We start from the raw sequence: 26067 nt of genomic DNA on the forward strand, positions 1-26067 counted from the left end.
CACGGCGAACCCTGCACCGGGTTCCTGTTCCCGACATGCGAAGGATTCACCCCGTGAAGATCTCCCGAATCGCCCAGCTGGGCACCCTGGCCGCCGTGGCCTCCCTGACGCTCGCCGGTTGCGCCGGCCCCTCCAGCTCCACTCCCGCCGCCGGCACCTCGGAGTCCCCCTCCTCCGCCGACGTGGCGTTCACGGTCGACCCCAACCTCTCCGGCACCATCACCGCCGGTGGCTCGAGCGCCCAGTCCAACGCGCAGGCCGCGTGGACCAGCGCCTACAACGCCCAGGCCAAGGGCGTCACCATCAACTACGACAAGTCGCAGGGCTCCGGCGGTGGCGTCACGAACTTCCTCAGCGGCGCCTACGACTTCGCCGGCTCCGACGCCCCCCTCAACGCCGACCAGACCGCGCAGTCCGCAGCCCTGTGCACCGAGGGCGGCGTCAACATCCCCGTGTACCTCGACGGCGTCGCCATCATCTTCAACATTCCCGGCGTCACCGACCTGAAGCTCTCGGGCGAGACGATCGCGAAGATCTTCGCCCTGCAGATCACCGACTGGTCCGACCCGGCCATCACCGCCGACAACGGCACGGCGCTCCCCGCCGGCACCATCACCACCGTCGCGCGTTCGGACGGCTCGGGCACCACCCAGAACCTGACCAACTACCTCGCGGCCACCCAGTCGTCGGTCTGGACCGCTCCCGCGGGCAAGGACTGGCCGATCGAGGGCAACGTCTCGAAGCAGAAGGGCGGCTCGGGCGTCGTCGAGGCCGTCAAGGCCGGCTCCGGCACCATCGGCTACGCCGACCATTCCGCCATCGGCGACCTGAACGCCGCCGCGATCGTCACCGACGGCACCGCGGTCCCCTACAGCGCCGAGGCCGTCACCGCGACGTTCGAGGCCGCTGCGGTCGACGCCAGCAACGGCGTCGAGGGCGACCTGTCGAAGAAGTTCGACTACTCGAAGCTGACCGCCGACTCCTACCCGATCCCGCTCGTGTCGTACGCGATCACCTGCTCGACGTTCAAGGACGCCGCTCAGGCCGAGCTCGTGAAGTCGTACCTCGGCTTCGTCACCAGCACGCTCGGCCAGCAGGTCGCGGCCAAGAACGCCGGCTCCGCGCCGCTGCCCGACTCGGTGCTCGAGGCTGCCTCCGAGACGCTCGCGGCCATCAAGTAAACATCTCTTCGGACTCGGCCCGGCTCGCACTCTCGTGCGGGTCGGGCCGGGCTGATCGGAACGGTCGACCACGTCGAACGCTCCGCTGAGCCGAATCCTCACAGAGCCACCCGACCGAGGAGCACCCATGACCCGTGCCGAGCGTGAGGTCCCCCGTGACTGACACCGTCGCCGAGAAAGAGACCTCGCCGGTCTCACCTACCCCACCCCGCGCCAGCATCGTGGGCAAGCGCCGGGTCGGTGACACCGTCTTCCTGGGCCTGTCGACCACCGCCGCCGTCTCGATCATGATCATCCTCGCGGGTGTGGCGATCTTCCTGATCATCCGCGGCCTGCCTGCCATCACGGCGAACTGGAGCGAGGGAGACCTCGCCGGATACCAGAACGGGTCGTGGACCAACTTCTGGGAGTACGTGGGCCCGCTGCTGTTCGGCAGCATCTGGGCCGCGTTCATCGCCATGGTCATCGGAACCCCCGTGGCCATCGGCATCGCGCTGTTCATCTCGCACTACGCGCCCCGCCGCATCGCCGGAGCGCTCGGCTACATCGTCGACCTCCTGGCGGCGGTCCCCTCCATCGTCTTCGGCCTCTGGGGCATCATCGTCATGCGCCCGCTGCTGCTCCCGGTCGGCGAGTTCCTCAACCAGTACCTCGGGTGGATCCCGCTCTTCAACGGGCCGGTCTCGTCCACCGGTTCCACCATGCTCACCGGTGGCGTCGTGCTGGCGGTGATGATCCTCCCGATCGTCACCTCGATCACCCGCGAGATCTTCCTCCAGACCCCTCGCCTGCACGAGGAGGCGGCCCTGGCCCTCGGCGCGACGCGGTGGGAGATGATCCGCCTGTCGGTGTTCCCCTACGCCCGCAGCGGCATGGTCTCGGCCACGCTCCTCGGGCTCGGCCGCGCGCTCGGCGAGACGATGGCCATCGCGCTGATCATCTCGCCCAGCCTGATCTACTCGGTGCTGCTGCTCACCGACGGCTACAACTCGCAGACCATCGCCGCCAACATCGCACTGAACTTCCCCATCGCCACCGACCTGCAGCGCTCCGCGCTCATCGGCACCGGTCTGATGCTGTTCGTGGTGTCGCTCGCGGTGAACATGCTCGCCCGCTACATCATCGGCGCGACGGGCCCCGGCGCCAAGGGCCGCAAGAAGGGCAAGCGCTCATGACCGTCACCACTCCCTCCGCTCCCCTGGCCCTCACCAGCGGGCAGCTCCCCCGTTACATCGAGCCCGCGATGCTGGCGGGCGTGGCGGTCGTCATCGCCGGCGTGCAGCTGCTCATGGGCGGCTTCAACCTCGCGGCGTGGTTGATCCTGACGGCGGTGATCTATCTGATCGCCATCGGCGTCGGCTCCTCGATCGTCGAGAACCGCCGCAAGGCCGTCGACCGCGTCGTGCGCGGTCTGGTCACGGCGGCCTTCCTGCTGGCGTTGGCACCGCTCGTCTCCACGCTGTTCACCGTGGTCTCCAAGGGCCTCGCGGTGGTCAACCTGCAGTTCATCACGCAGGTGGGCGGGACCGCGTTCGATCCGAACACCCTCGAGGTCGTCGCGACCGCGGGTGCGTGGCAGGCCGTCGCGGGAACGCTGATCATCACGGGGATCGCCGCGCTCATCTCGGTCCCGGTCGGCGTCCTCGCGGCGGTGTACCTCGTGGAGTACGCCCAGCCGAGCAACCCGCTCCGCCGGACCATCACCTTCCTGGTCGACGTCATGACGGGTATCCCCTCGATCGTCGCCGGTCTGTTCGCGTTCTCGCTGTTCAGCCTGGTCGTCGGCCCCAAGGCGTTCAGCGGGTTCTCGGCATCCATCGCCCTGTGCGTCCTGATGATCCCGATCGTGATCCGCTCGACCGAGGAGATGCTGCGCCTCGTGCCGGCCGACCTGCGTGAGGCATCCCTCGCGCTGGGCGTGCCCCGTTCGGCGACGATCATCAAGGTCGTGCTGCGGACGGCGGCCTCCGGCATCATCACCGGTGTCGTGCTGGCCGTGGCCCGCGTCGTGGGTGAGACCGCACCGATCTTCATCGCGGCGAGCTTCACCGACAACTTCAACGCGAACCCGTTCGAGGGCCCGATGCAGACCCTCCCCGTCATGGCGTACACCGCGTACAGCTTCCCCGGCCAGGACATCGACGCATCGCAGGCGAACGCCTGGGGTGCGGCATTCCTGCTGGTCATCCTCGTCGTCATCTTCAACCTGATCGCCCGTATCGTGGCGGCGGTGTTCGCGCCCAAGGCGCGCTGAGCCCAGAAAGGCACCTTCGTGTCCAAGAGCATCGAGGTCCAGGACCTCAACGTCTACTACAGCGAATTCCTCGCGGTCGAGGGCGTCTCGATCGACATCCAGCCTCGTTCGGTCACCGCGTTCATCGGCCCCTCGGGCTGCGGCAAGTCCACGTTCCTGCGGACGCTGAACCGCATGCACGAGGTCATCCCCGGCGGTCACGTGAAGGGTCGCGTGCTCATCGACGGCGACGACCTGTACGGTCCCGGTGTCGACCCCGTGCTCGTGCGTCGTCACGTCGGCATGGTCTTCCAGCGCCCGAACCCCTTCCCGACCATGTCGATCCGCGAGAACGTGCTTGCCGGCGCGAAGCTCAACGACAAGCGCATGTCCAAGAGCGACGCCGATGCTCTCGTCGAGAAGTCGCTCCAGGGCGCCAACCTCTGGAACGAGGTCAAGGACCGTCTCGACAAGCCCGGCGGAGGCCTCTCGGGCGGTCAGCAGCAGCGTCTGTGCATCGCTCGCGCGATCGCCGTCTCGCCCGATGTGCTGCTGATGGACGAGCCCTGCTCGGCCCTCGACCCGATCTCGACCTTTGCGATCGAAGAGCTGATCTCCGAGCTCAAGAACGACTACACGATCGTCATCGTCACGCACAACATGCAGCAGGCGTCGCGCGTGAGCGACAAGACGGCGTTCTTCAACATCGCCGGCACCGGCAAGCCCGGCAAACTCATCGAGTACAACGACACCTCGACGATCTTCACGTCGCCGACGGTGCAGGCCACCGAGGACTACGTGTCGGGCCGCTTCGGATAAGCATCCGTCTCCGCGCGAAAGCCCCGCTCCGGCGGGGCTTTCGTGGTTTGCGGATACCGAGCCCCGGCATCGCCTCGCGCCCGGGGGCACGATCCGGCGCCCCCTGGCCGCGGTGCGGGCCGGCTCAGTCGCGTGGACTGAGCAGATAGGCGTTCAGCTCGTCGGTGAAGGCGCTGTCGACCGGGAGGGCCTGCCCGTCCACCGACGAGACCGGGGCCGCGAGACGCACGCTCGACAGCAGCCACGCGGCATCCGCCTCCGCCAGCTCGGTGACCGAAACCGCGGCGTAGTCCGTGGCGAACCCCCGCTGTTCGAGGTGTGCGAACAGGCTCAGCTGGGTGGTTCCGTGCAGGATGCCGGTGCTCGGCGCGGGCGTGACGAAGCGGTCCCCGACCCGCAGGATCACGGATGCCGTGGGCGCCTCGAGCACGAAGCCGTCGCTGCTGACGAAGACGGCGTCATCGGCCCCGCGACGCTTGGCCTCGCGGATGGCGGCCATGTTCGTCGCGTACGACAGGGTCTTGGCGCCCAGGAGAAGCCACGGCGCGCGGGCGGGCACGTCGAGCGCATAGCCGCGGTCGAGGGTCGCCACGCGCACACCGTCGGTGCGGGCCGCGGTGTTGTCGGGTGCGTCGGCGAGGGTGATCCACGCGGTCGGCGCGTCCGTTCCCTCGACCCCACGGCTCAGAAGGAGCTTCATCACGTTCTCGCCCCGCCCCGCCCCGCGGGCCACCCTCACGATCGCCTCTCGCCACTGCGCGAGGTTCGGCGCGGGCAGATCGCACAGCCGGGCCGAATGGGCGAGGCGCTCGAGGTGGGGCTCGACCTCCTGCGGGTGGGCGTCGACGACGCCGAGCGACTCGAAGACGCCGTCACCGCGCTGGGCGCTGAGTTCTCCGACCGGAAGAGCGGGAGTGGACGGATCGATCACGCGGAACGTGTCGGCGAAGGTCGCCCTCCGATTGACGGATGCCACGGGGTCGATGCGGAGAGCGGAGCGCAAGGCCATGCAACGAGCCTACGCGGCTGCTCCGACACGGCTCGGGGCGGATTCGGCGGTACGGGGCGGGGTCGTCGCGCCCCGAACCGTCGATCGCGCTCGGGAGCCGACGCGCCCGGCACGTGTCAACGGGGCCGCGGATGGGAATGACTCGGGCTCGCTCTTGTTACACTCTTCTAGCCGGGCCGCAGTAACCCCGGGCTCCATCTTTTGCCGCTCTGAGCGGCCATGCGCCGAGAGGCGTTCTGCGGTCCGGCACCTTCTTGCTCCTCGTCCGTCGTCGGGCGGGTCGAGCGCCGGATCCGCGAACCGTGGAGAGTACCGGGAGCTGGCGTCGTCTGGTGCGGTGACCCGGCCCCGGATGCCGCGCCGGCTCAGGTCAGCGCGTCGCGACGCCAGAGCGCCGCGCACGCCGACAGGTCTTCGGCGTAGGTCGCCAGGCGCAGGGCCCGCGTGGTCAGGGCGCTCGCACGCTCCGACTCGGTGATCTCGTAGTCGTCGGCGAGGTGGGTGGAACCCGCTGCCTGCACGCGGCAGAAGGCTGCCGCACGATCGAGCGCGACCGCGAAGTCTCCCTCGAACAGTCCCCGGAGGATCGTGTCGATGAGGTGCATCAGCTCCTCGGGCCCGGCAGGTGCCGGAGCGCCCGCCACGACGGCATCCACGGTCGCGATCTCCACCCGACCGCGCTCGTAGAGCAGCGCCGCGGTCGCCGCGTCGTCGTGGATCATGAGCTGCAGGAGGTACAGCCGCCACAGCGCGCCCGGAAGGGAGCGGGCCGGCGAACGCGACCACAACTCGGCGATGTCGTCGATGCCGTGATCGTCGGTGAAGGCCACGAGACGCTCGACGATGTCGGCCGCGGGATCAGCGCGCACGCGAGACATGAGGGCGTGAGCCGTGCTGTGGGCCACACGCGACACCTCGGCGGGGTCGTCGGCCGCGAAGAGACGGTCGAACAGCTCGGCCGGGCGCCGCACCGGCTTGTGGAATTCGCGAGAAGAATCGCTCATCCGTCCAGGCTATGCGTTCGCCCGACGCACCCGGCTCGGGACCCGCCCCGAACGATCGCGTCAGGCCGTGGCGACGGCGACGACCGGCGCGGTGCTCGGTGTGCCATCGGGCGACCCGCCCGCCGGCTCGATCGTGACCGCGATCACATCACCGGCATGCATCTCGCCCTGCAGGACAGCGGTGGCTTTGCCGTCGGCGTCGGGTTCGAACGTCCCCGCCGCGATCGGGGTCTGGTCGCGGACGAACCACAGCTCGTACGTCGTGCCGTCGGCGAGCTCGGGCATTCCGTCGGCCACCAGCACGCTCTGGCCCGTCGAGGGCGACCAGTGCGCCGTGGCGACGGTCCCGTCGGACATCGTCGCAGACGCCGACTGCGCGTCGGGGGCATCCTGGATCTGCTCGAGGGCGACGACGGCCGCGGGAGGCGCGAAGAACTGACTCACGGTCACCGCTCCGAAGCCGAGCACCAGCACGGCGGCGAACGACGCGGCGAGAGCGAACCACCGCTTCATTCCCCAGCCCGTCCGGCCGGACGCGCGGAGGGCGACGGGCTCACGCACGGGCGCCGCCGGAGCGGTGCCCACGGCGGCGAAATCCTCTTCGTCGGCGGAGGTCGGTCCCGTCTGCGGACCCGCTGACTCCTGGGGGAGTTCGGAGATACGGGCGAACAACGACGCTCGCACCGCGGGCGGTGGCTCGACCGGTTCGACGGAGGCGCTGAGGAGGGCGACCGTGTCGGCCGCTCCACGCACGTGGTGGTCCCAGTGCGGATTACCCGCGAGAGCCTCCTGGTACGCGCGTTCATCTGCCTCGGATAGCGCATTCAGCGCATGTCCGACGGCGAGGTCGGCGAAGTCCCTCTCGTTCACTTGTCCACCCCCATCTCCATCCTCAGACGCGACAAACCGTCGCGCATCCTGGTCTTTACCGTACCGAGCGGTGCCCCGACGAGGGTTGCGATCTCACTTTGGCTGTACCCACCGAAGTAGGCCAGCGTGAGCGCTTCCTTCTGAGCGTCGGGAAGCGTCGCCAGTGCATCGACGACGCGCCGCCCCTCCATTTTCAGTTCGACTTTTTCGGATACGTCGTCGTAAGCGACATCCATATCCCGGAAGCCCGCTCGCACGTCTCGATCGACGCTCGACTGCGATGACCGCACGCGGTCCACCGCTCGTCGGTGCGCGATCGTGAGTATCCACGATCTTCCTTGACCTCTATTCGGAGTGAACTTCGCGGCGGATTGCCAGATCTCGAGGAAGACCTCCTGCAACACCTCTTCGCTCTGCGACCGGTCGACCAGGACACGACGGATGAGACCGAAGGCGCGAGAGGCGAGGGAGTCGTACACCTCGGCGAAGGCCGCACGGTCGCCGTCGGCGACACGCAGCAACAGGATGCCGATGTGATCGACCTTCTCGAGCCCCTCGTCGGGCAGGTCGAAACCGTCGATCACCATGGCATCCATCATTCCGTACCGCCGAGGCGATTCCTGTACGCGCGCGCGAGCACGCGAAAGGTCTGCACGAACCGTTACATACGACCTCCCCCTCGGGGATTCCAACGGACCGCGAAATATTCCAAAGAATATTTATTTGACTCTGACCAGGTTTTCTTCCGTACGCGGATGCCGTCAAACGACCGAATCGCGAACATTCCGCAATCCGTTCCCTCGGGGGTCCCGAAGACCATGTGTAAGCCGCTCCACGGCGAACCGCCCCTCGCACCGGGGTGTCCCTGACGGGTCGCAGACGCGATCCGAACGATTTCGGAGGAATGTCATGCTCACCAAGAAGAAGCCTGTCGTCGCCGGTCTCGCCCTCGTTCTGGGCTCGGCCTTCGCTCTCACCGCATGTTCGGGCGGCACCACCTCGGGTGGCACGGCCACCGAGGAGAGCACCGCCCCCTCGATGGAGGCGTCCCCCTCGATGTCGGCCTCGGCATCCGCCATGGACCCGGCCGCCAACCTCGTCGGCCCCGGCTGCGCCGGCTACGCCGAGACCGTCCCCTCGGGTGCCGGTTCGGTCGCAGGCATGGCCGCTGACCCGGTCGCCGTCGCCGCCTCGAACAACCCGCTCCTCACCACGCTCACCGCGGCGGTCAGCGGGCAGCTGAACCCCAACGTGAACCTGGTCGACACGCTGAACGGCAGCGAGTTCACCGTCTTCGCCCCCGTCGACGACGCGTTCGCGAAGATCGATGCCGCGACCATCGAGACGCTGAAGACCGACACCGACCTGCTCACGTCGATCCTCACCTACCACGTCGTCCCCGGCCAGATCGCGCCCGACGAGATCGATGGCACGCACACCACGGTCCAGGGTGCGGACGTCACGGTCGCCGGCTCCGGCGACTCGATCACGGTCAACGGCACCTCGAACGTCATCTGCGGTGGCGTCCAGACCGCCAACGCCACGGTGTACCTCATCGACACGGTGCTGATGCCCCCGGCGTAAGTCCTCGACGCGTGAGCGATCACGCATCGACCGATCGATGACCGATCGGAACTGACGGCGAGAGCCGGACCCCAGGCGAGGGGGTCCGGCTCTCGCTCTTTTTCGTGCGTCAGTCGGCACCGACGACGCGTGTCACCTCGTCTTGCACGATGCGTGCCGCGGTGGGGCCGGCGTTCATGAACCACGGGTCGAAGTCGACGGCCGTCGTACGCCCGGCCGCCACGGCGTCGAGTGTGGGCCACAGCGGCGCCTCCTCGATGAACGCGACGCCCTGGCCGGTGCCGGCGTAGAACACATGATCCGCATCGGCGAGGTCGATCTGCTCCGCGCTGATCTCCTGCGACGTCTCGTCGAACTGCTGCGAGGCCGGGCGTCCGAGTCCGAGGTCTTCCGCGATCCCCCCGGCGAACGAGGGCACCCCCATGATGCGCGTGCGATCGCCCGTCGACTGCAGGAACGACACCGTCGGATCACCCGCGGGGTGCGTCCGCGCGAACGCCGCGCTATCGGAATGGAGCGCGTCGAGGATGCCGCGAGCGGCGCCCTCGTCGCCGAGCGCGTCGGCGATGAGCAGGAAGTCGCTCTTCCAGTTCACCCCGTTGCCCTTCGTCACCACGGTCGGGGCGATCGCCGACAGGGAGTCGTACAGTTCCGCACCCCGCGTCGCGTTGATGAGGATGAGATCAGGGGCGGCCTGCGCGACCGCTTCGAGGTCGGGCTCGGTGCGCTGGCCGATGTCGGTCATGGAGGCGAGCGCAGCGACATCCTGGGGGAAGGCGTCGAGCAGGTAGTCCGGCACCAGTCCGCTGTTCTCGGCACGGGTGGCGGCCGCCGGCACCGTGCCCAGCGTCAGGAGCGCGTCGAGCTGACCGGTGGACACGACGGCGATGCGGGACGGCCGGGTGGGGATCTCGGTCACGCCTTCGAAGTGCGTCACCTCGCGGGGGAAGACACCGTCGGGCTCCGTCGAGCCCATGCCGGGCTCGAGGTCGCGCGACACGACCCACTCCCCCGAGGCGCCGGCCTCGGCGTCGACGGAGGATGCCGGAGCGGCGGCGCCGGCGCAGCCGCTGAGCGCGAGGACGGTCATCGCTGCGACGGCGGCGGCGAACGGACGGAAACGGGCGGGGGAAGACGGAGAACGAAACGCGATCACCCGCTTAGGTTATCCTTACCTTCGTGCTCGATCCGTCCGCCGCGACTCACCCGGCGACCGCGGCTCACCTGTTCGAGCGCCGGCGGGAGGCGCGGCGGCGGGTGACAGGACTGACCCTCGTCGCCCTCGTCCTGCTGATCGGCCTCGTCGTCGCGAGCCTCGCGGTGGGGTCACGCGCTCTCGCTCCCGTAGACGTCCTGTCCGCACTGTTCTCGGACCGGCGGGATGCCGTCGGCGTCATCGTCTTCGACCTCCGCATCCCCCGCACGCTCACCGCATTGCTGGCCGGATCGTGCCTGGGTGTCGCGGGGGTGCTCATGCAGGCCGTCACCCGCAACCCCCTCGCCGACCCGGGGCTCTTGGGCGTCAACGCCGGGGCGGCGGTGGGCGTCGTCGTCGCCATCGCGTTCTTCGGCGTGGGCACGGCCGCCGGATACGTCTGGTTCGCTTTCGCGGGAGCGGCGGGAGCGGCCCTCCTGGTGAACGCCGCCGCACGGCCGGGTCGACGCGGCGACACGGTCGGCCTCGTTCTGGCGGGGGTCGCCTTGAGCGCCTGCCTCGGCGCCGTCGTCCGGATCATCACCCTCGCCGACGACGACACGTTCGAATCGTTCCGCTTCTGGGCGGTCGGCTCGTTCGAGCGACGTGACCCCGACGTCGCCGCTCAGCTGCTGCCCGTCGCGATCGCGGGAGTCGTCCTGGCCGCCGCGGTCGCCCGCGGACTCGACCAGGTGCAGCTCGGCGCCGACCTGTCGCGTTCGCTCGGGGTGTCCCCGGCGTTCGTCGTGGTCGTGGCCGGTACGGCCATCACCCTCCTGTGCGCGGTGGCGACCTCCGCCGCGGGGCCCCTGGCCTTCATCGGACTGCTCGTCGCCCACATCGTGCGAGGTGTCGTCGGCCGCAGCGTGCGCTCCTCACTCGCCCTGGCCGCTCTGACCGGCGCCGCACTCACCCTCGCCAGCGACGTGATCGGTCGCATCATCGCCCTCCCGGGCGAGGTCGAGGCGGGCATCGTCGCCGCCTTCGTCGGAGCTCCCCTGCTGCTCTGGCTCGTCGTGAGGGGGACGTCATGACGCGCGCGGCCGTCGCGCGTCGGCACCGTCGGTACGCGTTCGTCACCGCGGCCACCGTCGCCGTCGCGATCGTCGCCGCGACCGTCGGGGTGACGACCGGGTCGTTCCAGGCGTCGCTCGTCGACGTGGCATCCGCCCTCGCCGGCAGTGCCGACGGCCGCACGAGCGTCGTGGTGATGGGCCTGCGCGTCCCGCGGGTCATCGCTGCCCTGGCGATCGGTGCGGCCCTGGGACTCGCCGGCGCCGTCTTCCAGACCCTCGCCCGCAACCCGCTCGCCAGCCCCGACATCGTGGGGTTCACCGCCGGATCCGCCACCGGCGCGTTGATCGGGCTCATCGTCATCGCGCCCACCGCGTCCCCCGCCGCGGGGGCGTGGATGGGCGGGCTGCTCACGGTCACGGTCGTCATGCTCCTCGCGCGCAGCGTCGGCGTCTCGCGCGAACGGACGATTCTCGCGGGCATCGCGCTGTCCACGCTGCTCGCGGCGGTCAACGACTACCTGCTCACGCGCGCGCCCGTCGAGATCGCGCGCAACGCCGACCAGTGGTTGCACGGGAGCCTCGCCGCGACCTCGATGGACGACGTCGCCCTCCTGCTCGGCGCCCTCGGCATCCTGAGCGTCGTCCTCGCCCTCGTGCACAGGGACCTCCGCGCGCTCGAGCTCGGCGAGGACACCGCGCGCTCCCTGGGCGTGCACACCGGGCGCGTGCGCCTGCTCCTGGTCGTGGTCGCGGCGCTGCTGACGGGAACGGCCACCGCGGTGTCGGGTCCCATCGGGTTCATCGCCCTCGCCGCGCCCCAGCTCGCCCGGCGGACGCTGGGCACCAGTGGCATCCCCCTGTTCGGTTCAGCGCTGACGGGCGCGGTGGTCCTCGTCATCGCCGACGTGGTGGCGCAGCGTGCGCTCGCCCCCCTGCAGATCCCGGTGGGTCTGCTGACCGGCGTCGTCGGCGGTGCCTACCTCTTCTGGATCGTCGCCCGCACGCGGCGATGAGCGCGAAGCCCCGGCGGCTCCCGGTAGGCTGGAGGCATCAGGGCCTGTAGCTCAGTTGGCAGAGCATCGGACTTTTAATCCGCGGGTCGAGGGTTCGAGCCCCTCCGGGCCCACCACCTCCCCCTCGAACACGACGACGTCCGCGGACATCCGGGCCTCGCCCTCGCCGACCCGGTCGCCTAACGGACGACGACCGCCGTCGGCGCCGACGTCTGCTGCGCCGAGGTGAAGCCGACCTTGCTCCCGGTGACGGTGACGGTGATCCGTTTGCCGACCTGCGTCGTGGCGACCTTCCACGTCTTGCCCGTCGCACCGGCGATATCGACACCGTTCGCTTTCCACCGGTAGGTCAGGGTGACCGGGCTGGGCGTCCACGTGCCCGGCGATGCGGTCAGGGTCGACCCGAGCTTCGCGGCGCCGCTGATGGTGGGGGTGACCGCGCCGAGCGTGCCGGCGGTGACGGGCGCCGTCGGCAGCGAGGTTGCGGCATCCGATCCGTCCAGGGCCGAGACCGTGACGGAGATGCGCTTGCCGACCGCCGCGCCCGGAACGGTGAACGAGGCGGACGTGGCGCCGGAGACCGCGACGCCGTCGGCTTGCCACTGATATGTCACCGGCACTGTGCGGCCGGAGACCGCAACCAGGGTCGAACCCGCCGTGGCGGTGCCCGTGATCGTCGGAACCGCCGGCGCCGGAGAGGACCGATACACCGCGACGTGTTCGACCGACATCGTGCCCCCCGAGGTCTTCGGCGCCGCCGCGCTGTCGCATCCGCAGACCCCGTTGGGCAGCCCCCCGCCGATGGCGAGGTTGAGGATGAGGAAGTAGTCGTTGGGGATGGCTGCGTCCCACGCGCTCTCGCCGACCTCCGCCTCCTCGACGACGTGTGTGCGGACGCCGTCGACGAAGAACTCCAGCCGTTCGGCCCCGGGCTCCGTGCGATCGATTAGCGCCGAGTACGTGTGGAACCCGGTCAGGCAGGACGCGCACTCCATGAGGCCGCTGGTGATGCCGAACGGCTCGTCGCAGGCACCCCCGTCGGGAAGGTCGCAGTGCAGCGTCTGGAGGAGCTGAGGTGTGCCGTTCACCGCCTCGAGCATGTCGAACTCTCCCGTGCGCGGCCAGTCGATCTGCGCGTTCGCGTCGCGGCCGAGAGCCCAGAAGGCCGCCCAATACCCGGTCGGATCGGCGACGGCGGGCAGTCGAACGGATGCCGTCATGAGCAGTCGTCCGCCCTCGGGCGCTGAGAACGACTTGTCGACGGTGACGATCCGCCCCGAGGTCCACGAGCCGGACGCATCGCGGAGAGCACGGATGCCGAGGGCGCCGGTCCCGTCGAGGAACACGTTCGCGGTGGACGCGGTGGTGCGGTCGACCGCGCCCGTCCCCCACGTCCCGATCTCGTGCTCCCACTGCGGACCGACCGCGGCGCCGGCGGGTCCGTCGAAGTCGTCGCGGAGCAACGTCGACCACCCCGTTGCGTCGGCGGGCGCAGATGCGATGACCGCCGTCGGTGCGGCGTCCACGGATTCCTCCGCAGCCACGGCCGCGCCCGGTGCGCCGGCAAGGGCCACGAGAGCGAGGAGGGCGAGCACGACGGCCGCGCGACGCGGCACCGGAAAACGACCGAGCATGACGAGTCCTGTCTCTTGAATACCGCACGAAAGAGATCACCGTTACTCACGGCCGTCGTTTCACACGACCCTTGAATGAATCTGAGCAGATGCTGATAAATCGCGCAAGAAGTGCCCTTTCTCTTGCTTTTCTTTTCTTGCGCTGATCTTGAGCTTCCCTCGCGTCCCCCCTCACCGCATCTCGTATTCGTCCGCATAGATTCGACGGTGTTCGGAGCGCACGGCGAACCGGACAGTCCGCGCGAGCGGCAGCGGGGGCTGCGAGATTTCCATCGGCGAGCCCATCCCGGCGCACGAGCGTGCGCGGGGCGACGAGAGGATCCCGATGACGACCACCACCCGGCGTGCCCACGAGCACGCGTCACCCGCTCTGCGCCGGGCGTCATGGGAGGCTGCGCCCGAGAACCTTCCGACTCGGCGCTCGCAGAGCTCGCGCCGCCGCACCTCCCCCTCGATCAGCGAACTCGATCGTCCGACGGCGCCGAGCCTGCGTCGCGCCCTCGCGTCCTCCGCGACCGGGCAGCGGCACGCCGAGGTCTCGGTCTTCGCGACGACCCCGACGAGGAAGCGGCACGGTGAGGGCTCCGTCTTCGCGACCACTCCGACCGCGGAGCGGCACACGGAGGTCTCGGTGTTCACGGGCTCCGCACTCGAGACCCCGCTTCCGACCGACGCGGAGGCGCCGGTCGCCACCCCCACGCGCCGTCGTCGCGCCGGTGCCCGCACCGGGAGCCTCGTCGCCGCCCTCCCCGCTCACAACGAGGAAGACGGCATCGCCGCCGCGATCCTGGGCCTGCAGAACCAGACGTCCCCGCCGGACCACATCGTCGTGATCGCCGACAACTGCACCGACCGCACGGTCGAGATCGCCCGCGCACACGGCGCCGAGGTGTTCGTCACGACCGACAACACCCACAAGAAGGCCGGAGCGCTCAACCAGTTCCTGGCCGAAACGCTCCCCCACCTGCGGGAAGACGACGTGGTCCTCGTCCAGGACGCCGACTCGGCGCTGGACCCGGACTTCCTCGAGATCGCCCGCAAGAACCTCCGCGGGCGCATCGGCGCCGTCGGCGGTGTCTTCCGCGGAAGCGAGGGCGGCGGCTTCGTCGGGCACCTCCAGCGCAACGAGTACGCGCGCTACGCCCGCGACGTGCGGCGCCTGCGCGGAAAATGTCTCGTCGTCACAGGAACCGCCGCCGTGCTGCAGGTCGGCCTGCTGCGCCGGATCGGAGAAGCTCGCCTGGCCGGCGAGCTGCCCGCGGGCGACGGCCGGGGCGGCGTGTACGACACCTCGGTGCTCACCGAGGACAACGAGCTCACCTTCGCCATCCGCCACCTCGGCTACGACGTGCTCAGCCCCGCCGGGTGCACCCTCGTGACAGAGGTCATGCCGACGTGGCGGCAGCTGTGGAACCAGCGCCTGCGGTGGAAGCGCGGGGCGGTCGAGAACTGCGTGCAGTACGGCCTGACGCGGGTCACGGCACCGTACTGGGGACGTCAGCTGCTCACGATGATCGGCTGCGTCATCACCTACGTCTACCTCGCCACGATCGTCTACGCGATCGGGTGGGGCAACTTCGCGGTCCAGCCGTTCTGGCTGGGCGTCACCGTCATCTTCATCGTCGAACGCATCGTCACCGTCCGCGACCGCGGATGGCGGCACATGGTCCTCGCCGGCCTGATGTACGAGCTCGTCATCGACCTTTTCCTACAGATCGTCCACACCAAGGCATACCTGGACGCGTTGACACGACGTCGACGCGACTGGTGAACGGAGAAACACCCATGTACAACAACATCGCCTCATCCACCGGAGCCGGCGTCGGCGCGGGAGCACTCGCCATGACCGGCTTCAACTCGGTCTGGCTCGGTCTCGCGGCCTTCGCCCTGATCGCCGCCGGTACCGCGGTCATGCGCATCCTCCCCCGCCGCACGCGCGAGTCCTGAACAAGCGACCCCACCCCTAGACGGCCGTCGGCGCTCACGCGCCGGCGGCCGTCGCCCCGTGGACTGCCGACGCCCGGCATCCACCGACTCTGAGAGCCGACGCGCGCCCACCCCCGTGTTCGGCGACGACCACCGTGTTGTTCGCAGCGGGCCTTGGTTCGCACCCGACTCCCACCATCCGAGACACGGACGACGTAAAGGACTCACGCACTACGGGTCCCTCGGGCGTCGGTGCGAGGATGTGGGCATGGCATTCGGGATGGCCCGGAACGTGCTGCGCCCCGCGGACTCCGCGCGCGCGGATCGCGTGACGTACGTCGAGCTGTTCTTCGACCTGGTCTTCGTCCTCGCGTTGACCCAGCTGTCCGCCTACCTCTCCGAGAACCACACGCCGCTGGGGGCCCTGGAGGTCGCCGTCATGATGTGCGCCTTGTGGTGGGCATGGGTGTCGACCACTTGGGTGACGAATTGGCTCGATCCCATGAAGCTGCCCGTCCGCGGGGCGGTGATCGCGCTGGCCTTCGTCGCCCTCGTGATGAGCGTCTCGATCGCCGAGGCCTTCGGCGATCGCGCGTGGGCATTCGCCATCGCGTACGTCATCCTTCAGGTGGGGCGCACGGGGTTCATCGTCTGGGCGACGATCCGCCACGACCGCGCGGTCGCCCGCGACTTCTCTCTCGTGCTCGGCTGGACGGTCGCCAGCAGCGCCCTGTGGATCGTCGGCGCACTGCTGCCCCTCACCTGGCAATTGCCGTTCTGGGCCGCGGCACTCGCTGTCGAACTGGCCGGAACGATCCTGGGGTTCCCCGTCCCGGGCCGAGGCAGAGTGATGCTGCAGTCCTGGGACCTGTCCGGCCCCCACATCGCCGAACGCACGGCGCTGTTCGTGCTCATCGCCCTGGGCGAGGGGTTGCTCGTCACGGGCTTCGCTTTCGTCGAGAAGGAGTCGTCGACGTCATCGATCGCCGCGATGGTGACGGCGTTCGTCGCCGCGGCGGCCACCTGGTGGATCTATTTCGACCATGGCGAGCGCGTCGGCGCCGAAGCGATCGAGGCGTCGGATGAGCCGGGCCGGCTCGCTCGCACCGCCTACACCTGGGTGCATCTTCTGATCATCGCGGGCATCGTGCTGATGAGCGTGGGCGACAAACAGATGCTCACGCATCCCGACCAGCGCGGTCTCGCGACCACGATCGTGATCGTCGGCGCGCCCGTCCTCTTCCTCACCGGCACCGTGGCGTTCCGTCGCGTCCTCGAGAGTCGCTGGTCGCGACCTCAGCTTCTCGGTCTTCTTGCTCTCGCCGTGCTCGCGGGTGCGGCATCCGTCGTCCCGGTCTTCGATGCGCTCAGGCTGTCGATCGCGTGCGCGATGCTCCTCGTGGGTGTCGCTGCAGGCGAGACCGTCGAGCGCGTCCGTCGCGGCCGTCGCGCCGGCGGATGACCGGTCACGCTGATGATCGATCTCGACCGAGCGTCAGCAGTCCATCCCCGAGTCGGGCTCAGCGAAGCTCGGTCCGCGTGATCGCCACTGACGGACTTCGCCGACGAACATTCTGGTTGCCGCGATCACACCGGCGGCCACGATGAGCACGAACGGCACGGCCGCGAAGGCGGACTGGGAGATGGTCGCATCCGACATCCACCTCGAGTCCGGCCATGGCTTGGCACTCCAGTTGCCGTCAGCCGCGGCGAGAGCATCAACGATCGATACCGGTATCAGGACCAGCAACGCCGCGAAGAGAACCGCGACGGCGAGCGTGTTCCAGGGGAAGCTTGCGAATCTGCCGACGCGCCCCGGTGGTGTCCTCCGACGTCGCCGGGTCTGTCCCGTCGTCATTCGTCGCCGAACGGGATCACTCGCGGTTCAGCCTCTCGCCCGGGAGGCCAGAGTTCGACGCGTGCCAGGGGATAGGGGGCGGTCGACATGATGGGCTCGAGCAGTTTCCACATCGCCTCGCGGTCATCGCCGAAGAAGTAGAGGGAGTACTCCGAGTCGCCCACCTCGTTGCCGTCCAGGTAGCCGAGGCCCGTCGACTCGATGGCGGTCATCGCGCGGTCCTCGAGAGGCCACATGACATCCAGCAGATTCTCGGGGCCGAACTCGTCCTGCAGGGCGAAGACGACGAGCACGGTTTCGACGGTGAAGTCAGCGTCGTCGGCGAGCAGGTCTTCGGAGATGCCCTCCCCGTCGACGACCGTCCAGGATCCCTGCTCGGGCATCGGATCCGGGGGCGGCAGGATGGCGCACCCGACGGCGAGCATCGTCAGCGCCAGGACGGGGGCGAGAGAGACGCCGCGCAGGACACGCGGGCGGGCGGCCCGTTCCGACATGATCACGCCCCCAGTATGCCGACCGGACGGCGCATTCCCATCCTCAGCCGAGCAGCGCCACACCGAACCCGGCGACCACCTCGCGCACCTCCCTCAGGTAGCGCTGAGCCTGCTCGGTCAGCGGGATCGCGCTGCGTCCGATCCAACCGATCTCGATCCGCTCGTCGACGTCGAGGGGGACGGCGACGATCTCGGGGTCGAGGTCGTCGCTGATGATTCCGGTCGAGATGGTGTAGCCGTCGAGGCCGATCATGAGGTTGAAGATCGTCGCGCGATCGGACACCCGGATCTCCTGCGCGCTCGACAGGGTCGAGAGGATCTCCTCGGCGAAGTAGAAGGAGTTGTTCGCGCCCTGGTCGAAGGTGAGCCGGGGCAGACCTGCGAGGTCGTCGAGGGTCGCCCGGGCTCGGGATGCCAGCGGGTTCCGCCGTGAGACGAAGATGTGCGGCGCGGCAACGAAGAGCGGGTGGAAGACCAGCCCCGAATCGCGCAGCAGCTTGTCGAGCACGTTGCGGTTGAAATCGTTGCGGAACAGGATGCCGAGCTCGCTACGGAGGGTCCGGACGTCTTCGATGATGTCGAACGTCCGCGTCTCCCGGAGCGAGAATTCGTACTCCGCGGCATCCGTCGCCTTCACCATGCGGACGAACGCGTCGACGACGAAGGAGTAGTGCTGTGCCGAGACGCCGAGAAGGCGCCGCGAGGGCGGGCGGCCGAGGTAACGCTGCTCGAGAAGCTCGGCCTGCTCGACCACTTGACGTGCGTATCCGAGGAACTCGACGCCGTCGACGGTGAGGGTCACGCCGCGGGCGGAGCGGGTCAGCAGATCGCGCCCCACCCGCGTCTCGAGGTCGCGCATCGCCGCCGACATCGTCGGCTGGGCGACGAACAGCAGATCGGCGGCTGCGCTGATCGACCCCTCGGCGGCGACCTCGATGAAGTACTGGAGCTGCTGCAGCGTGATGCCGCTCGTCCGCTTGGGCATAGGGAGAGGCTATAGCAGGGCATAGCGTCGCGGAATTACCCGATGCCCCCTCTCCCCCTGCACGATGAGGACACCGACTTCTCTCGAGACCCGCCCGGTCTCCCGCTCCCCCGGATTGGCATCCCCATGTCGAACGACATCACGTTCCGCATCACCACCACCCGCTTCGACGAGGACTACGCACCCGCCGAGGGATCGCGCGTCACGACGAACTTCGCCAACCTCGCCCGCGGAGACGGACGTCAGCAGAACCTGCGTAACGCCCTGTCGATGATCGACCGTCGCTGCAACGACCTCGCGTCCGGCGACGGTCCGGACTCCGGTCGCTACCGCGTCGAGCTCGACATCATCTCCGTTCAGCTGCAGTTCTCCGACGGCGCCGACGAGGAGTTCCCCGTCATCGAGGTGCTCGAGGTGCACATCCTCGACACGCTCACCGGCGAGCGCCACCAGGGCATCGTCGGCAACAACTTCTCGTCTTACCTGCGCGACTACGACTTCAGCATCGTGCTCCCCGCAGCCCAGGCCGCCGCGGGTGGTTTCTCGGTTCCCGACGATTTCGGCGACCTCCACGGCAAGCTGTTCTCGCACTTCCTCGACTCCGCGGCCTACCGCGAGCGGTTCCCGCTCCCGCCCGTCATCTGCATCAGCGTCTCGACGAGCCGCACCTATCACCGCACCGGCGTCGAGCACCCCGCCCTGGGGGTGGAGTACGCGCAGGATGCCACCTCGTCGCTGACCGACCAGTACTTCGGCAAGATGGGGCTGCAGGTGCGCTACTTCATGCCGCGCGGCAGCGTCGCACCCCTGGCGTTCTACTTCCGGGGGGATCTGCTGAGCGACTACACCGATCTGCAATTGATCGGCACGGTCAGCACCATGGAGACCTTCCAGAAGATCTACCGTCCCGAGATCTACAACGCCCGCGTCCCCGCGGGCGAGGTCTACCGCCCGAGCCTCGAGGCCGCGGACTTCGAGCCGACCGAGGTCACGTACGACCGCGTCGAACGGAGTCAACTCGCCGTCGTACAGGGCCGTTACGCCGAGGAGCACTTCGTGAAGCCGCACCGCGCGATCCTCGACCAGTGGGCCGCCGACTACGCTCTGGCCGCCCGATGACCCGCGAAGGAACGACCGCCGCGTCGACGCTCCTGCCCACCTCGACGGTCGGAAGCCTCCCCAAGCCCGCGTGGCTCGCCAAGCCCGAGGTGCTGTGGTCGCCATGGGAGCTCGAGGGCGACGTGCTCGTCGAGGGCAAGCACGACGCCCTGCGCTCCGCGGTGCAGGAGCAGGAGCGTCGCGGCCTCGACATCATCAGCGACGGCGAGCAGACCCGTCAGCACTTCGTCACGACCTTCATCGAGCACCTCGAGGGTGTCGACTTCGAACACCGCGAGACCGTCCGCATCCGCGACCGGTACGACGCGAGCGTGCCGACCGTCGTCGGCGAAGTGAGCCGCCGCGCGCCCGTGTTCGTGAAGGATGCCGCGTTCCTCCGCGCGCAGACCGATCGACCCATCAAGTGGGCGCTGCCCGGCCCCATGACGATGATCGACACGCTCGCCGACCGCCACTACCGCAGCCGTGAGAAGCTCGCGTGGGAGTTCGCCACCATCCTTAACCAGGAGGCGCGAGAGCTCGAGGCCGCCGGGGTCGACATCATCCAGTTCGACGAGCCCGCCTTCAACGTCTTCTTCGACGAGATGAAGGACTGGGGCGTCGCCGCCCTCGAGCGCGCTGCCGAGGGCCTGAACGCCCAGACGGCCGTGCACATCTGCTACGGGTACGGGATCAAGGCGAACACCGACTGGAAGGCCACGCTCGGGTCGGAGTGGCGTCAGTACGAGGAGTCGTTCCCCCTGCTGCAGCAGTCCACTCTCGACATCGTCTCGCTCGAGAGCCACCGCTCGAACGTGCCGATCGACCTGATCGAACTCATCCGCGGCAAGAAGATCATGCTCGGCGCCCTCGATGTCGCCAGCGAGCGCATCGAGACCCCCGAGGAGGTCGCCGAGACCCTGCGTCGCGCGTTGCGGTTCGTCGACGCCGACAAGCTCATCCCCAGCTCTAACTGCGGTATGGCGCCGCTGCCTCGCCAGGTCGCGTTCGACAAGATCAGCGCGCTCTCCGCGGGAGCGCGGCTGCTGCGCGAGGAGCTGGCCGGCGCGGCCTCCTGACCGGCGCCTCGATCGGAGCTCGCGAGGGATGCCACGGCATCCCGGGCCGTCTCCGCGTCCGCGGCCGCCAGGATGCCGAGGCGTCACGGCAGGCGTCACCCGCGGGCGAGCGAGAACGGGTCGGGCATGGCAGAGTCGAGGCAACCCGCCCGCGCCCTCCGAGGAGCACCATGCCCATCGACGCCGATGACCCCCGCCTGACCTCTCCGTTCGAGGCCGCCGCCACCCGCTACGACGACGTGCCGTTCCTGCGCGCGGGCTCCAGCGGCATCCCGCTCCCCCGCATCTCGCTCGGCCTCTGGCAGAACTTCGGCAGCGCGCGTCCACTCGACGTGCAGCGCGACATCCTGCGGCACGCCTTCGATCGGGGCGTCGTGCACATCGATCTCGCCAACAACTACGGTCCGCCGTACGGGGCGGCGGAGTCGACCTTCGGGACGGTGCTCGACAGCGACCTGCGCCGCTACCGCGACGAGCTGTTCCTCTCGACCAAGGCCGGGTACGACATGTGGCCCGGTCCCTACGGCGACGGCGGATCGCGCAAGTACCTCGTGCGCTCACTCGAACAGAGCCTGACGCGCATGCGCACCGACTACGTCGACGTGTTCTACTCGCACCGCGTCGACCCCGACACGCCGATCGAAGAGACCGTGCACGCCCTCGTCGACATCGTGCGCAGCGGCAAAGCCCTCTACGCCGGCATCTCGAACTACCCCGCCGACCTCACCCGTCGTGCGCACGAGCTGCTGGCCGCCGAAGGCGTGCGCCTGTTCATCCACCAGCCGCGGTACTCGCTGTTCGACCGCACCCCGGAAGCCGAGCTGTTCCCGACGCTGCGCGAGCTCGCCGTCGGCAGCGCCGTGTTCTCGCCGCTCGCGCAGGGCCTGCTCACCGCGAAGTACCTCGACGGGACGGTGCCCGCCGACTCCCGCGCCGCCGACAGCCGGTTCCTCGACGCCTCGGCGCTCACCGACGACTACCTCGAGCGCATCCGCGGCATCGACGGCGTCGCCCGTGAGGCCGGCCTCTCGATCCCGCAACTCGCCGTCGCCTGGGTGCTGCGCGACCCTGTCGTCACCACCGCGATCATCGGCGCCTCGCGCACGAGCCAGATCGACGACGCGGTCTCCGCCAGCTCCACGCCCCTGCCCGACGACGTCGTCGCCGCCCTCGAGCCGTTCGCGGCCGGGATGGGCGAGCGCATCGCCTGAGCCGGCGTCGCAGCACACCGGGCGGCGGGGCGCAAGCGTGCCGGCATCCGTCATCCGATCCTGTCTGCTGGAGTCTCCAGACGCGACAGAAGGAGGCGCCATGGGTGTCGGACGGTGGATCGGAACCGGAGCGGTAGGACTGGCCGGGGCGGTGCTGGCACGCACAGCGATCGGGCGTGCGGTCGCCGCGGGTACCGTCGCATACCGGGTGTGGAACGACCCGAAGGTGCAGAAGGTGCGGCGCCGGGTGGTGGCCAAGCTCGCCAAGCAGCGTCGCGCGCGCTGATCGGACGGCGTTCCCCTCGCGTTCAGCGCGGTCCTCGGTGCGAGGCAGCAGGGACGCGAGGGGACGTGGATGCCGTGATCGTTGAGCACGGATCCGCATCGGTGCGGCGGTGGTCGGTGTCACTCCCCGGGTATGAACGCGCGGTCCGACGGAACCGGCGTGCCGGACGCCCGGCCCCTCGTGTCGGGGCGTCAGGGCGCGCGGACCGTCACGTCGCGGTGGACAGGCAGCGGCGACAGGGGTTTCGTCACCCCGAAGGCGAAGGTCGTGTCGATCGACGACAGTGAGGGAATCGCTCGGAGGTGCTCGCGCAGCAGACGCTCGTACTCGTCGAAGCTGGGGGTCACGACGCGGACGAGGTAGTCCCAATCGCCGGCGAGCAGGTGCGCCTCGACGATCCACGGGATGGCGCGCAACCGTTCTTCCACCGCGTCCACGGTCGAGCCCTCGTGCGAGGCCAGACGCAGTCGCACGAAGGCCGTGATCTCGAGGTCGACGGCCTTGGGCGAGACCACCGCGCGGTATCCGGAGATCACGCCCGTGTCCTCGAGACGGCGGACGCGGCGCAGGCACGGCGAGGGCGAGAGCCCGACGCGATCGGCCAACTCCTGATTCGTGAGCCGTCCGTCGCGTTGCAGCTCGGCGAGGATGAGTCGGTCGATCACGTCCAAGCCGGTCATTCAGCAGATTCTGCCAACGAAGGCCCCTCCCACGCAATATCCGCAATCGCCTGCCGCGCCATCCTTCCTACGCTCGCAGGGTGACGACGTTCGCCCTCCCTCGCCCCACCGCGGTGCCGCGCCGAACGATCGTCGGCGTCGTCGCCGTCGCCGCCGTCGTCTGCCTGTGGTCGTCGTTCGCGCTGTCCACGCGCGCGCTCGAGACGACCGGAATGACCATGGGAGATGCCGCGATCATGCGTTTCGGGGTGCCGGCCATCGCCCTCGCCCCCTGGATCCCCCGGACCCTACGGCGCCTGCGGGGCGAGCGCGTCCGCGTGATCGCTCTCGTGCTGCTCGCAGGACTCCCCCATTTCCTGCTGTTCGCCTGGGGGGCGCACCTGACCTCGGCGGCGCTGACCGGACTGCTCGTGCCCGGTACCGTGCCCCTGTTCGTGACGCTGCTGCTCTTCCTCGCCTTTCGTTCGTCGGTCTCCCGCCGCCGCCTGATCGCCCTCGGAGCCATCGTCGTCGGGATCGCCGTGAGCGCCACCCTCACCGGCGGCCCCGCCGGTCCGGACGGAATAGCCGTCCTGATGGCGGCGGGCTTCGTCTGGGCGGCCTACACGATCGGGCTGTCGCGCACGCGACTCGACCCGCTGGGGGTCATCGCCCTCGTCTCGCTCACCTCGTTCATCGCGGCGCTCGTGCTCACCGCGGCCGGAGCATTGCCGTCGCAGCTCTTCAGCGGAACCGTCGACGTGCCCGCGTGGGGGGCCTACGCCCTCGTGCAGGGCGTGGGCACCGGCATGCTGTCCACCGCCTGCTACGTCGTAGCCGTGAAGAACCTCGGCAGCAGCATCACCGCCGCAGCCGGCGCCCTCAGCCCCGTGCTCACCGCGCTGGTCGCCGTCCCCCTCCTCGGCGAGCCGCTCACGGCCGGACTCGGCATCGCGCTCGTGCTGATCGTGTCGGGGGTCGTGGCTTTCGCGCTCGCCCCGGCCCACGCGGCGCGGACCTCGGCCGGCCCGCGGCGCTGACCTCGTCCGCCGACCCCCGGCGCCGACCTCGCCCGCCGACCCTGGCGCCGACCCCGCCCCGCCGACGACAGCGCGAGGGTGCGAACACGGGCCTCGGGCGTGGCATCCGATCCCCCTTCCGCTCCGAACAAGATACGAGGCGGGGTCGCGCGTGCGTGGCACCCGGAAACGAGGATGCAATGACCACTCAGACCGCGGCCCACACCGACGATGCGACCGGGGTGCGCCGCCCGCACGCGTGGATCTGGGCGGCCCTCGCCGGCATCGCGTCGGCCGCCGTCCTTCTCGCTGTCGCGGAACTGTTCGCCGCCCTCGTCGCCCGCTCGGCCAGCCCCGTGCTGGCGGTCGGTTCGTTCATCGTCGACATCGTGCCGCGCCCGCTGAAGGAGCTCGCGATCACCCTGTTCGGCGAGACCGACAAGATCGCCCTCCTCGCGGGCGTCGGCGTGGGTGCGGCCGTCGCCGCAGCCGTGGCCGGAATCTTGCAGTACCGGTTCCGTCCGGTCGGCGCGGTGCTCATCGGCATCGGCGGAGCGTTGGCCACGGCCGCGATCATCACCCGCACCGGAGCCGGAGCCCTCGCGTGGCTGCCCCCGGTCCTCGGAACGATCGCCGGGATCTTCGTCCTCGTCTTCGCCGTCGCGCGCCTGAAGCGGTGGGTCGACGCGGCCCGCGACGACGACTCCCGCATCGCCGGCACGAACCGCCGACAGTTCCTGCTCTTCACCGGCATCTCGACGATCGGTGCCGTGCTCGTCGGCGTGGGCTCGCGCATCCTCAACGCCACCACCTCGTCGGTGGCTGCGGCGCGAGACGCGCTGCGGCTCCCCGCGGCGCGCACCACCGTCACGGTGCCCGACGGGGCGAACTGGGAGATCGACGGCCTCACTCCGATCATCACGCCCAACGACGACTTCTACCGCGTCGACACCGCCCTGACCGTGCCGAACGTCGACCCGACCACGTGGAGCCTGTCGATCGACGGCATGGTCGACAACCCGATCGAGCTGAGCTTCGACCAACTGGTGGGAATGGGACTCGACGAGTACGGCGTGACCCTCACCTGCGTCTCGAACGAGGTCGGCGGCGGTCTCGTCGGCAACGCCATCTGGACCGGTGTCCCCATCCGTGACGTGCTGCGTATGGCGGGCGTGCAAGCCGACGCCGACATGGTGCTGTCGGAGAGCGTCGACGGGTATACGGCATCCACTCCCCTGTCGTCACTGACCGACGACAACCTGGATGCCATCTTCGCCGTCGCGATGAACGGCGACCCGCTGCCGTTCGACCACGGGTTCCCCGTGCGCATGGTGGTCCCGGGGCTCTACGGCTACGTGTCGGCGACGAAGTGGGTCACCAAGCTCACCGTGACGCGATTCGACCGCGACGAGGCGTACTGGACCCCCCGCGGGTACTCCGCCGAGGCTCCCATCAAGATGTCCTCGCGCGTGGACACCCCCAAGATCGGTGCCCCGGTCACCGCCGGAGCGATCGTCATCGCCGGCATGGCCTGGGCGCAGCCCGTGGGCGTCGCGAAGGTCGAGGTCAGCATCGACGACGGCGACTGGCAGGAGACGCAGCTGTCGACACCCATCAACGACCAGTCGTGGGTGCAGTGGAAGCTGGACTGGAACGCCGAGCCCGGGTCGCACTACATCGCGGTGCGCGCGACCGACAAGCAGGGCAACCTGCAGATCCAGGATCAGGCTCCCATCGCCCCCGACGGTTCGAGCGGCTGGCAGCGCACCTTGGTCACCGTCTCGTCGTAACGGGGCGGACGCGCACCGGTGGCGCGGTGTCAATCGCTGTCGGACGACCGGTCGGCTCGGGCATGATCGCTGTATGCCTCCCGAACGTTCGCCCCTCCCTCGCC

General features: G+C 69.4%; 26 protein-coding genes and 1 tRNA gene. 17 read left to right on the forward strand and 10 right to left on the reverse strand.

Annotated elements, in window-relative coordinates; all coding sequences use genetic code 11:
- Positions 1–53: 53 nt before the first annotated feature.
- From ACTJJP_RS07095 to pstB, 4 genes are all read left to right on the forward strand, one after another.
- On the forward strand, positions 54–1181 hold the full coding sequence (locus tag ACTJJP_RS07095) for a PstS family phosphate ABC transporter substrate-binding protein (protein WP_440774320.1): 1128 nt from the start codon (positions 54–56) through the stop codon (positions 1179–1181).
- Between the two features lie 155 nt (positions 1182–1336).
- Positions 1337–2356 (forward strand): phosphate ABC transporter permease subunit PstC, encoded by a 1020-nt coding sequence (pstC, locus tag ACTJJP_RS07100; RefSeq protein WP_440774321.1) that lies wholly within the window; start codon positions 1337–1339, stop codon positions 2354–2356.
- The gene (pstA, locus tag ACTJJP_RS07105) at positions 2353–3435 is read left to right on the forward strand and encodes a phosphate ABC transporter permease PstA (RefSeq protein ID WP_440774322.1); all 1083 of its coding nucleotides are present in this window, start codon (positions 2353–2355) and stop codon (positions 3433–3435) included. The genes pstC and pstA overlap by 4 nt, the downstream gene beginning before the upstream one ends.
- Positions 3436–3453: 18 nt before the next feature.
- Positions 3454–4233: a phosphate ABC transporter ATP-binding protein PstB gene (gene pstB, locus ACTJJP_RS07110; protein ID WP_440774323.1), complete on the forward strand. Its 780-nt coding sequence runs from the start codon at positions 3454–3456 to the stop codon at positions 4231–4233.
- Between the two features lie 124 nt (positions 4234–4357).
- Here pstB and ACTJJP_RS07115 read toward each other — a convergent pair whose 3' ends face one another.
- The 4 genes from ACTJJP_RS07115 to sigK all read right to left on the reverse strand — a co-directional run bounded on the left by ACTJJP_RS07115 (position 4358) and on the right by sigK (position 7703).
- Positions 4358–5242 carry an aminodeoxychorismate lyase gene (locus tag ACTJJP_RS07115; RefSeq protein ID WP_440774324.1) on the reverse strand — a complete coding sequence of 295 codons (885 nt, stop codon included), beginning with the start codon at positions 5240–5242 and terminating at the stop codon, positions 4358–4360.
- Positions 5243–5607: 365 nt separating this feature from the next.
- Complete coding sequence (locus ACTJJP_RS07120; protein ID WP_440774325.1) at positions 5608–6246, reverse strand: DNA-directed RNA polymerase subunit beta; 639 nt, start codon at positions 6244–6246, stop codon at positions 5608–5610.
- A gap of 60 nt (positions 6247–6306) precedes the next feature.
- Complete coding sequence (locus ACTJJP_RS07125; protein WP_440774326.1) at positions 6307–7116, reverse strand: anti-sigma factor; 810 nt, start codon at positions 7114–7116, stop codon at positions 6307–6309.
- Positions 7113–7703 (reverse strand): ECF RNA polymerase sigma factor SigK, encoded by a 591-nt coding sequence (sigK, locus tag ACTJJP_RS07130; RefSeq protein ID WP_440774327.1) that lies wholly within the window; start codon positions 7701–7703, stop codon positions 7113–7115. The genes ACTJJP_RS07125 and sigK overlap by 4 nt, the downstream gene beginning before the upstream one ends.
- A gap of 322 nt (positions 7704–8025) precedes the next feature.
- Between sigK and ACTJJP_RS07135 the strand changes: the two genes are divergently transcribed.
- Positions 8026–8700: a fasciclin domain-containing protein gene (locus tag ACTJJP_RS07135; protein WP_440774328.1), complete on the forward strand. Its 675-nt coding sequence runs from the start codon at positions 8026–8028 to the stop codon at positions 8698–8700.
- 109 nt (positions 8701–8809) lie between these two features.
- On the opposite strand, the gene ACTJJP_RS07140 is transcribed toward ACTJJP_RS07135, so the two are convergent.
- On the reverse strand, positions 8810–9856 hold the full coding sequence (locus tag ACTJJP_RS07140) for an ABC transporter substrate-binding protein (protein ID WP_440774329.1): 1047 nt from the start codon (positions 9854–9856) through the stop codon (positions 8810–8812).
- Positions 9857–9879: 23 nt separating this feature from the next.
- On the opposite strand from ACTJJP_RS07140, the gene ACTJJP_RS07145 reads away from it, so the two are divergent.
- From ACTJJP_RS07145 to ACTJJP_RS07155, 3 genes are all read left to right on the forward strand, one after another.
- Positions 9880–10929 (forward strand): FecCD family ABC transporter permease, encoded by a 1050-nt coding sequence (locus tag ACTJJP_RS07145; RefSeq protein WP_440774330.1) that lies wholly within the window; start codon positions 9880–9882, stop codon positions 10927–10929.
- A complete protein-coding gene (locus ACTJJP_RS07150; RefSeq protein WP_440774331.1) occupies positions 10926–11924 on the forward strand; it encodes a FecCD family ABC transporter permease in 999 nt (332 codons plus the stop codon). The genes ACTJJP_RS07145 and ACTJJP_RS07150 overlap by 4 nt, the downstream gene beginning before the upstream one ends.
- 40 nt (positions 11925–11964) lie before the next feature.
- A tRNA-Lys gene (locus tag ACTJJP_RS07155) sits at positions 11965–12040 on the forward strand.
- A 63-nt stretch (positions 12041–12103) separates the two neighbouring features.
- On the opposite strand, the gene ACTJJP_RS07160 is transcribed toward ACTJJP_RS07155, so the two are convergent.
- Positions 12104–13558 (reverse strand): hypothetical protein, encoded by a 1455-nt coding sequence (locus ACTJJP_RS07160; RefSeq protein WP_440774332.1) that lies wholly within the window; start codon positions 13556–13558, stop codon positions 12104–12106.
- A 325-nt stretch (positions 13559–13883) separates the two neighbouring features.
- On the opposite strand from ACTJJP_RS07160, the gene ACTJJP_RS07165 reads away from it, so the two are divergent.
- The 3 genes from ACTJJP_RS07165 (at position 13884) to ACTJJP_RS07175 (ending at position 16946) form a co-directional block, all read left to right on the forward strand.
- Positions 13884–15329 (forward strand): glycosyltransferase family 2 protein, encoded by a 1446-nt coding sequence (locus ACTJJP_RS07165; protein ID WP_440774333.1) that lies wholly within the window; start codon positions 13884–13886, stop codon positions 15327–15329.
- Between the two features lie 14 nt (positions 15330–15343).
- Positions 15344–15505 (forward strand): hypothetical protein, encoded by a 162-nt coding sequence (locus tag ACTJJP_RS07170; RefSeq protein ID WP_440774334.1) that lies wholly within the window; start codon positions 15344–15346, stop codon positions 15503–15505.
- A 247-nt stretch (positions 15506–15752) separates the two neighbouring features.
- Positions 15753–16946, forward strand: coding sequence for a low temperature requirement protein A (locus ACTJJP_RS07175; protein ID WP_440774335.1), 1194 nt, complete (start codon positions 15753–15755; stop codon positions 16944–16946).
- Between the two features lie 33 nt (positions 16947–16979).
- Here ACTJJP_RS07175 and ACTJJP_RS07180 read toward each other — a convergent pair whose 3' ends face one another.
- From ACTJJP_RS07180 to ACTJJP_RS07190, 3 genes are all read right to left on the reverse strand, one after another.
- Complete coding sequence (locus ACTJJP_RS07180; RefSeq protein ID WP_440774336.1) at positions 16980–17144, reverse strand: hypothetical protein; 165 nt, start codon at positions 17142–17144, stop codon at positions 16980–16982.
- 194 nt (positions 17145–17338) lie between these two features.
- Positions 17339–17842 (reverse strand): hypothetical protein, encoded by a 504-nt coding sequence (locus ACTJJP_RS07185; protein WP_440774337.1) that lies wholly within the window; start codon positions 17840–17842, stop codon positions 17339–17341.
- Between the two features lie 37 nt (positions 17843–17879).
- A complete protein-coding gene (locus ACTJJP_RS07190) occupies positions 17880–18821 on the reverse strand; it encodes a LysR family transcriptional regulator (RefSeq protein ID WP_440774338.1) in 942 nt (313 codons plus the stop codon).
- Positions 18822–18947: 126 nt separating this feature from the next.
- Here ACTJJP_RS07190 and ACTJJP_RS07195 point away from each other — a divergent pair, with 126 nt between their 5' ends.
- The 4 genes from ACTJJP_RS07195 to ACTJJP_RS07210 all read left to right on the forward strand — a co-directional run bounded on the left by ACTJJP_RS07195 (position 18948) and on the right by ACTJJP_RS07210 (position 22495).
- Positions 18948–19940, forward strand: a complete 993-nt coding sequence (locus ACTJJP_RS07195; RefSeq protein ID WP_440774339.1) for a putative oxygenase MesX — start codon at positions 18948–18950, stop codon at positions 19938–19940.
- The gene (locus tag ACTJJP_RS07200) at positions 19937–20998 is read left to right on the forward strand and encodes a methionine synthase (RefSeq protein WP_440774340.1); all 1062 of its coding nucleotides are present in this window, start codon (positions 19937–19939) and stop codon (positions 20996–20998) included. Before ACTJJP_RS07195 ends, ACTJJP_RS07200 begins: the two co-directional genes overlap by 4 nt.
- 170 nt (positions 20999–21168) lie before the next feature.
- The gene (locus ACTJJP_RS07205) at positions 21169–22209 is read left to right on the forward strand and encodes an aldo/keto reductase (RefSeq protein WP_440774341.1); all 1041 of its coding nucleotides are present in this window, start codon (positions 21169–21171) and stop codon (positions 22207–22209) included.
- Between the two features lie 100 nt (positions 22210–22309).
- A complete protein-coding gene (locus ACTJJP_RS07210; RefSeq protein ID WP_440774342.1) occupies positions 22310–22495 on the forward strand; it encodes a hypothetical protein in 186 nt (61 codons plus the stop codon).
- Positions 22496–22686: 191 nt separating this feature from the next.
- Here the strand turns inward: ACTJJP_RS07210 and ACTJJP_RS07215 are convergent, their stop codons facing one another.
- Positions 22687–23175, reverse strand: a complete 489-nt coding sequence (locus ACTJJP_RS07215) for an Lrp/AsnC family transcriptional regulator (RefSeq protein ID WP_440774343.1) — start codon at positions 23173–23175, stop codon at positions 22687–22689.
- Positions 23176–23255: 80 nt separating this feature from the next.
- Here ACTJJP_RS07215 and ACTJJP_RS07220 point away from each other — a divergent pair, with 80 nt between their 5' ends.
- Positions 23256–24194, forward strand: a complete 939-nt coding sequence (locus tag ACTJJP_RS07220; RefSeq protein WP_440774344.1) for a DMT family transporter — start codon at positions 23256–23258, stop codon at positions 24192–24194.
- Between the two features lie 179 nt (positions 24195–24373).
- The gene (locus ACTJJP_RS07225) at positions 24374–25963 is read left to right on the forward strand and encodes a molybdopterin-dependent oxidoreductase (protein ID WP_440774345.1); all 1590 of its coding nucleotides are present in this window, start codon (positions 24374–24376) and stop codon (positions 25961–25963) included.
- Positions 25964–26067 lie beyond the last annotated feature (104 nt).

The organism is Microbacterium sp. 22296 (genome assembly GCF_052045385.1).
Taxonomy (GTDB): domain Bacteria; phylum Actinomycetota; class Actinomycetes; order Actinomycetales; family Microbacteriaceae; genus Microbacterium.

What these genes read in the sequence shown, in the direction of transcription:
- ACTJJP_RS07150 (WP_440774331.1), top strand. Translation starts at nt 10,926, where the DNA reads ATGACGCGCGCGGCCGTCGCGCGTCGGCACCGTCGGTACGCGTTCGTC.
- pstA (WP_440774322.1), top strand. Translation starts at nt 2,353, where the DNA reads ATGACCGTCACCACTCCCTCCGCTCCCCTGGCCCTCACCAGCGGGCAG.
- ACTJJP_RS07170 (WP_440774334.1), top strand. Translation starts at nt 15,344, where the DNA reads ATGTACAACAACATCGCCTCATCCACCGGAGCCGGCGTCGGCGCGGGA.
- ACTJJP_RS07225 (WP_440774345.1), top strand. Translation starts at nt 24,374, where the DNA reads ATGACCACTCAGACCGCGGCCCACACCGACGATGCGACCGGGGTGCGC.
- ACTJJP_RS07205 (WP_440774341.1), top strand. Translation starts at nt 21,169, where the DNA reads ATGCCCATCGACGCCGATGACCCCCGCCTGACCTCTCCGTTCGAGGCC.
- sigK (WP_440774327.1), bottom strand. Translation starts at nt 7,703, where the DNA reads ATGGTGATCGACGGTTTCGACCTGCCCGACGAGGGGCTCGAGAAGGTC.
- ACTJJP_RS07215 (WP_440774343.1), bottom strand. Translation starts at nt 23,175, where the DNA reads ATGACCGGCTTGGACGTGATCGACCGACTCATCCTCGCCGAGCTGCAA.
- ACTJJP_RS07195 (WP_440774339.1), top strand. Translation starts at nt 18,948, where the DNA reads ATGTCGAACGACATCACGTTCCGCATCACCACCACCCGCTTCGACGAG.
- ACTJJP_RS07165 (WP_440774333.1), top strand. Translation starts at nt 13,884, where the DNA reads ATGACGACCACCACCCGGCGTGCCCACGAGCACGCGTCACCCGCTCTG.
- ACTJJP_RS07200 (WP_440774340.1), top strand. Translation starts at nt 19,937, where the DNA reads ATGACCCGCGAAGGAACGACCGCCGCGTCGACGCTCCTGCCCACCTCG.
- ACTJJP_RS07180 (WP_440774336.1), bottom strand. Translation starts at nt 17,144, where the DNA reads ATGTCGGATGCGACCATCTCCCAGTCCGCCTTCGCGGCCGTGCCGTTC.
- ACTJJP_RS07135 (WP_440774328.1), top strand. Translation starts at nt 8,026, where the DNA reads ATGCTCACCAAGAAGAAGCCTGTCGTCGCCGGTCTCGCCCTCGTTCTG.
- ACTJJP_RS07120 (WP_440774325.1), bottom strand. Translation starts at nt 6,246, where the DNA reads ATGAGCGATTCTTCTCGCGAATTCCACAAGCCGGTGCGGCGCCCGGCC.
- ACTJJP_RS07115 (WP_440774324.1), bottom strand. Translation starts at nt 5,242, where the DNA reads ATGGCCTTGCGCTCCGCTCTCCGCATCGACCCCGTGGCATCCGTCAAT.
- ACTJJP_RS07190 (WP_440774338.1), bottom strand. Translation starts at nt 18,821, where the DNA reads ATGCCCAAGCGGACGAGCGGCATCACGCTGCAGCAGCTCCAGTACTTC.
- ACTJJP_RS07160 (WP_440774332.1), bottom strand. Translation starts at nt 13,558, where the DNA reads ATGCTCGGTCGTTTTCCGGTGCCGCGTCGCGCGGCCGTCGTGCTCGCC.
- ACTJJP_RS07210 (WP_440774342.1), top strand. Translation starts at nt 22,310, where the DNA reads ATGGGTGTCGGACGGTGGATCGGAACCGGAGCGGTAGGACTGGCCGGG.
- ACTJJP_RS07175 (WP_440774335.1), top strand. Translation starts at nt 15,753, where the DNA reads ATGGCATTCGGGATGGCCCGGAACGTGCTGCGCCCCGCGGACTCCGCG.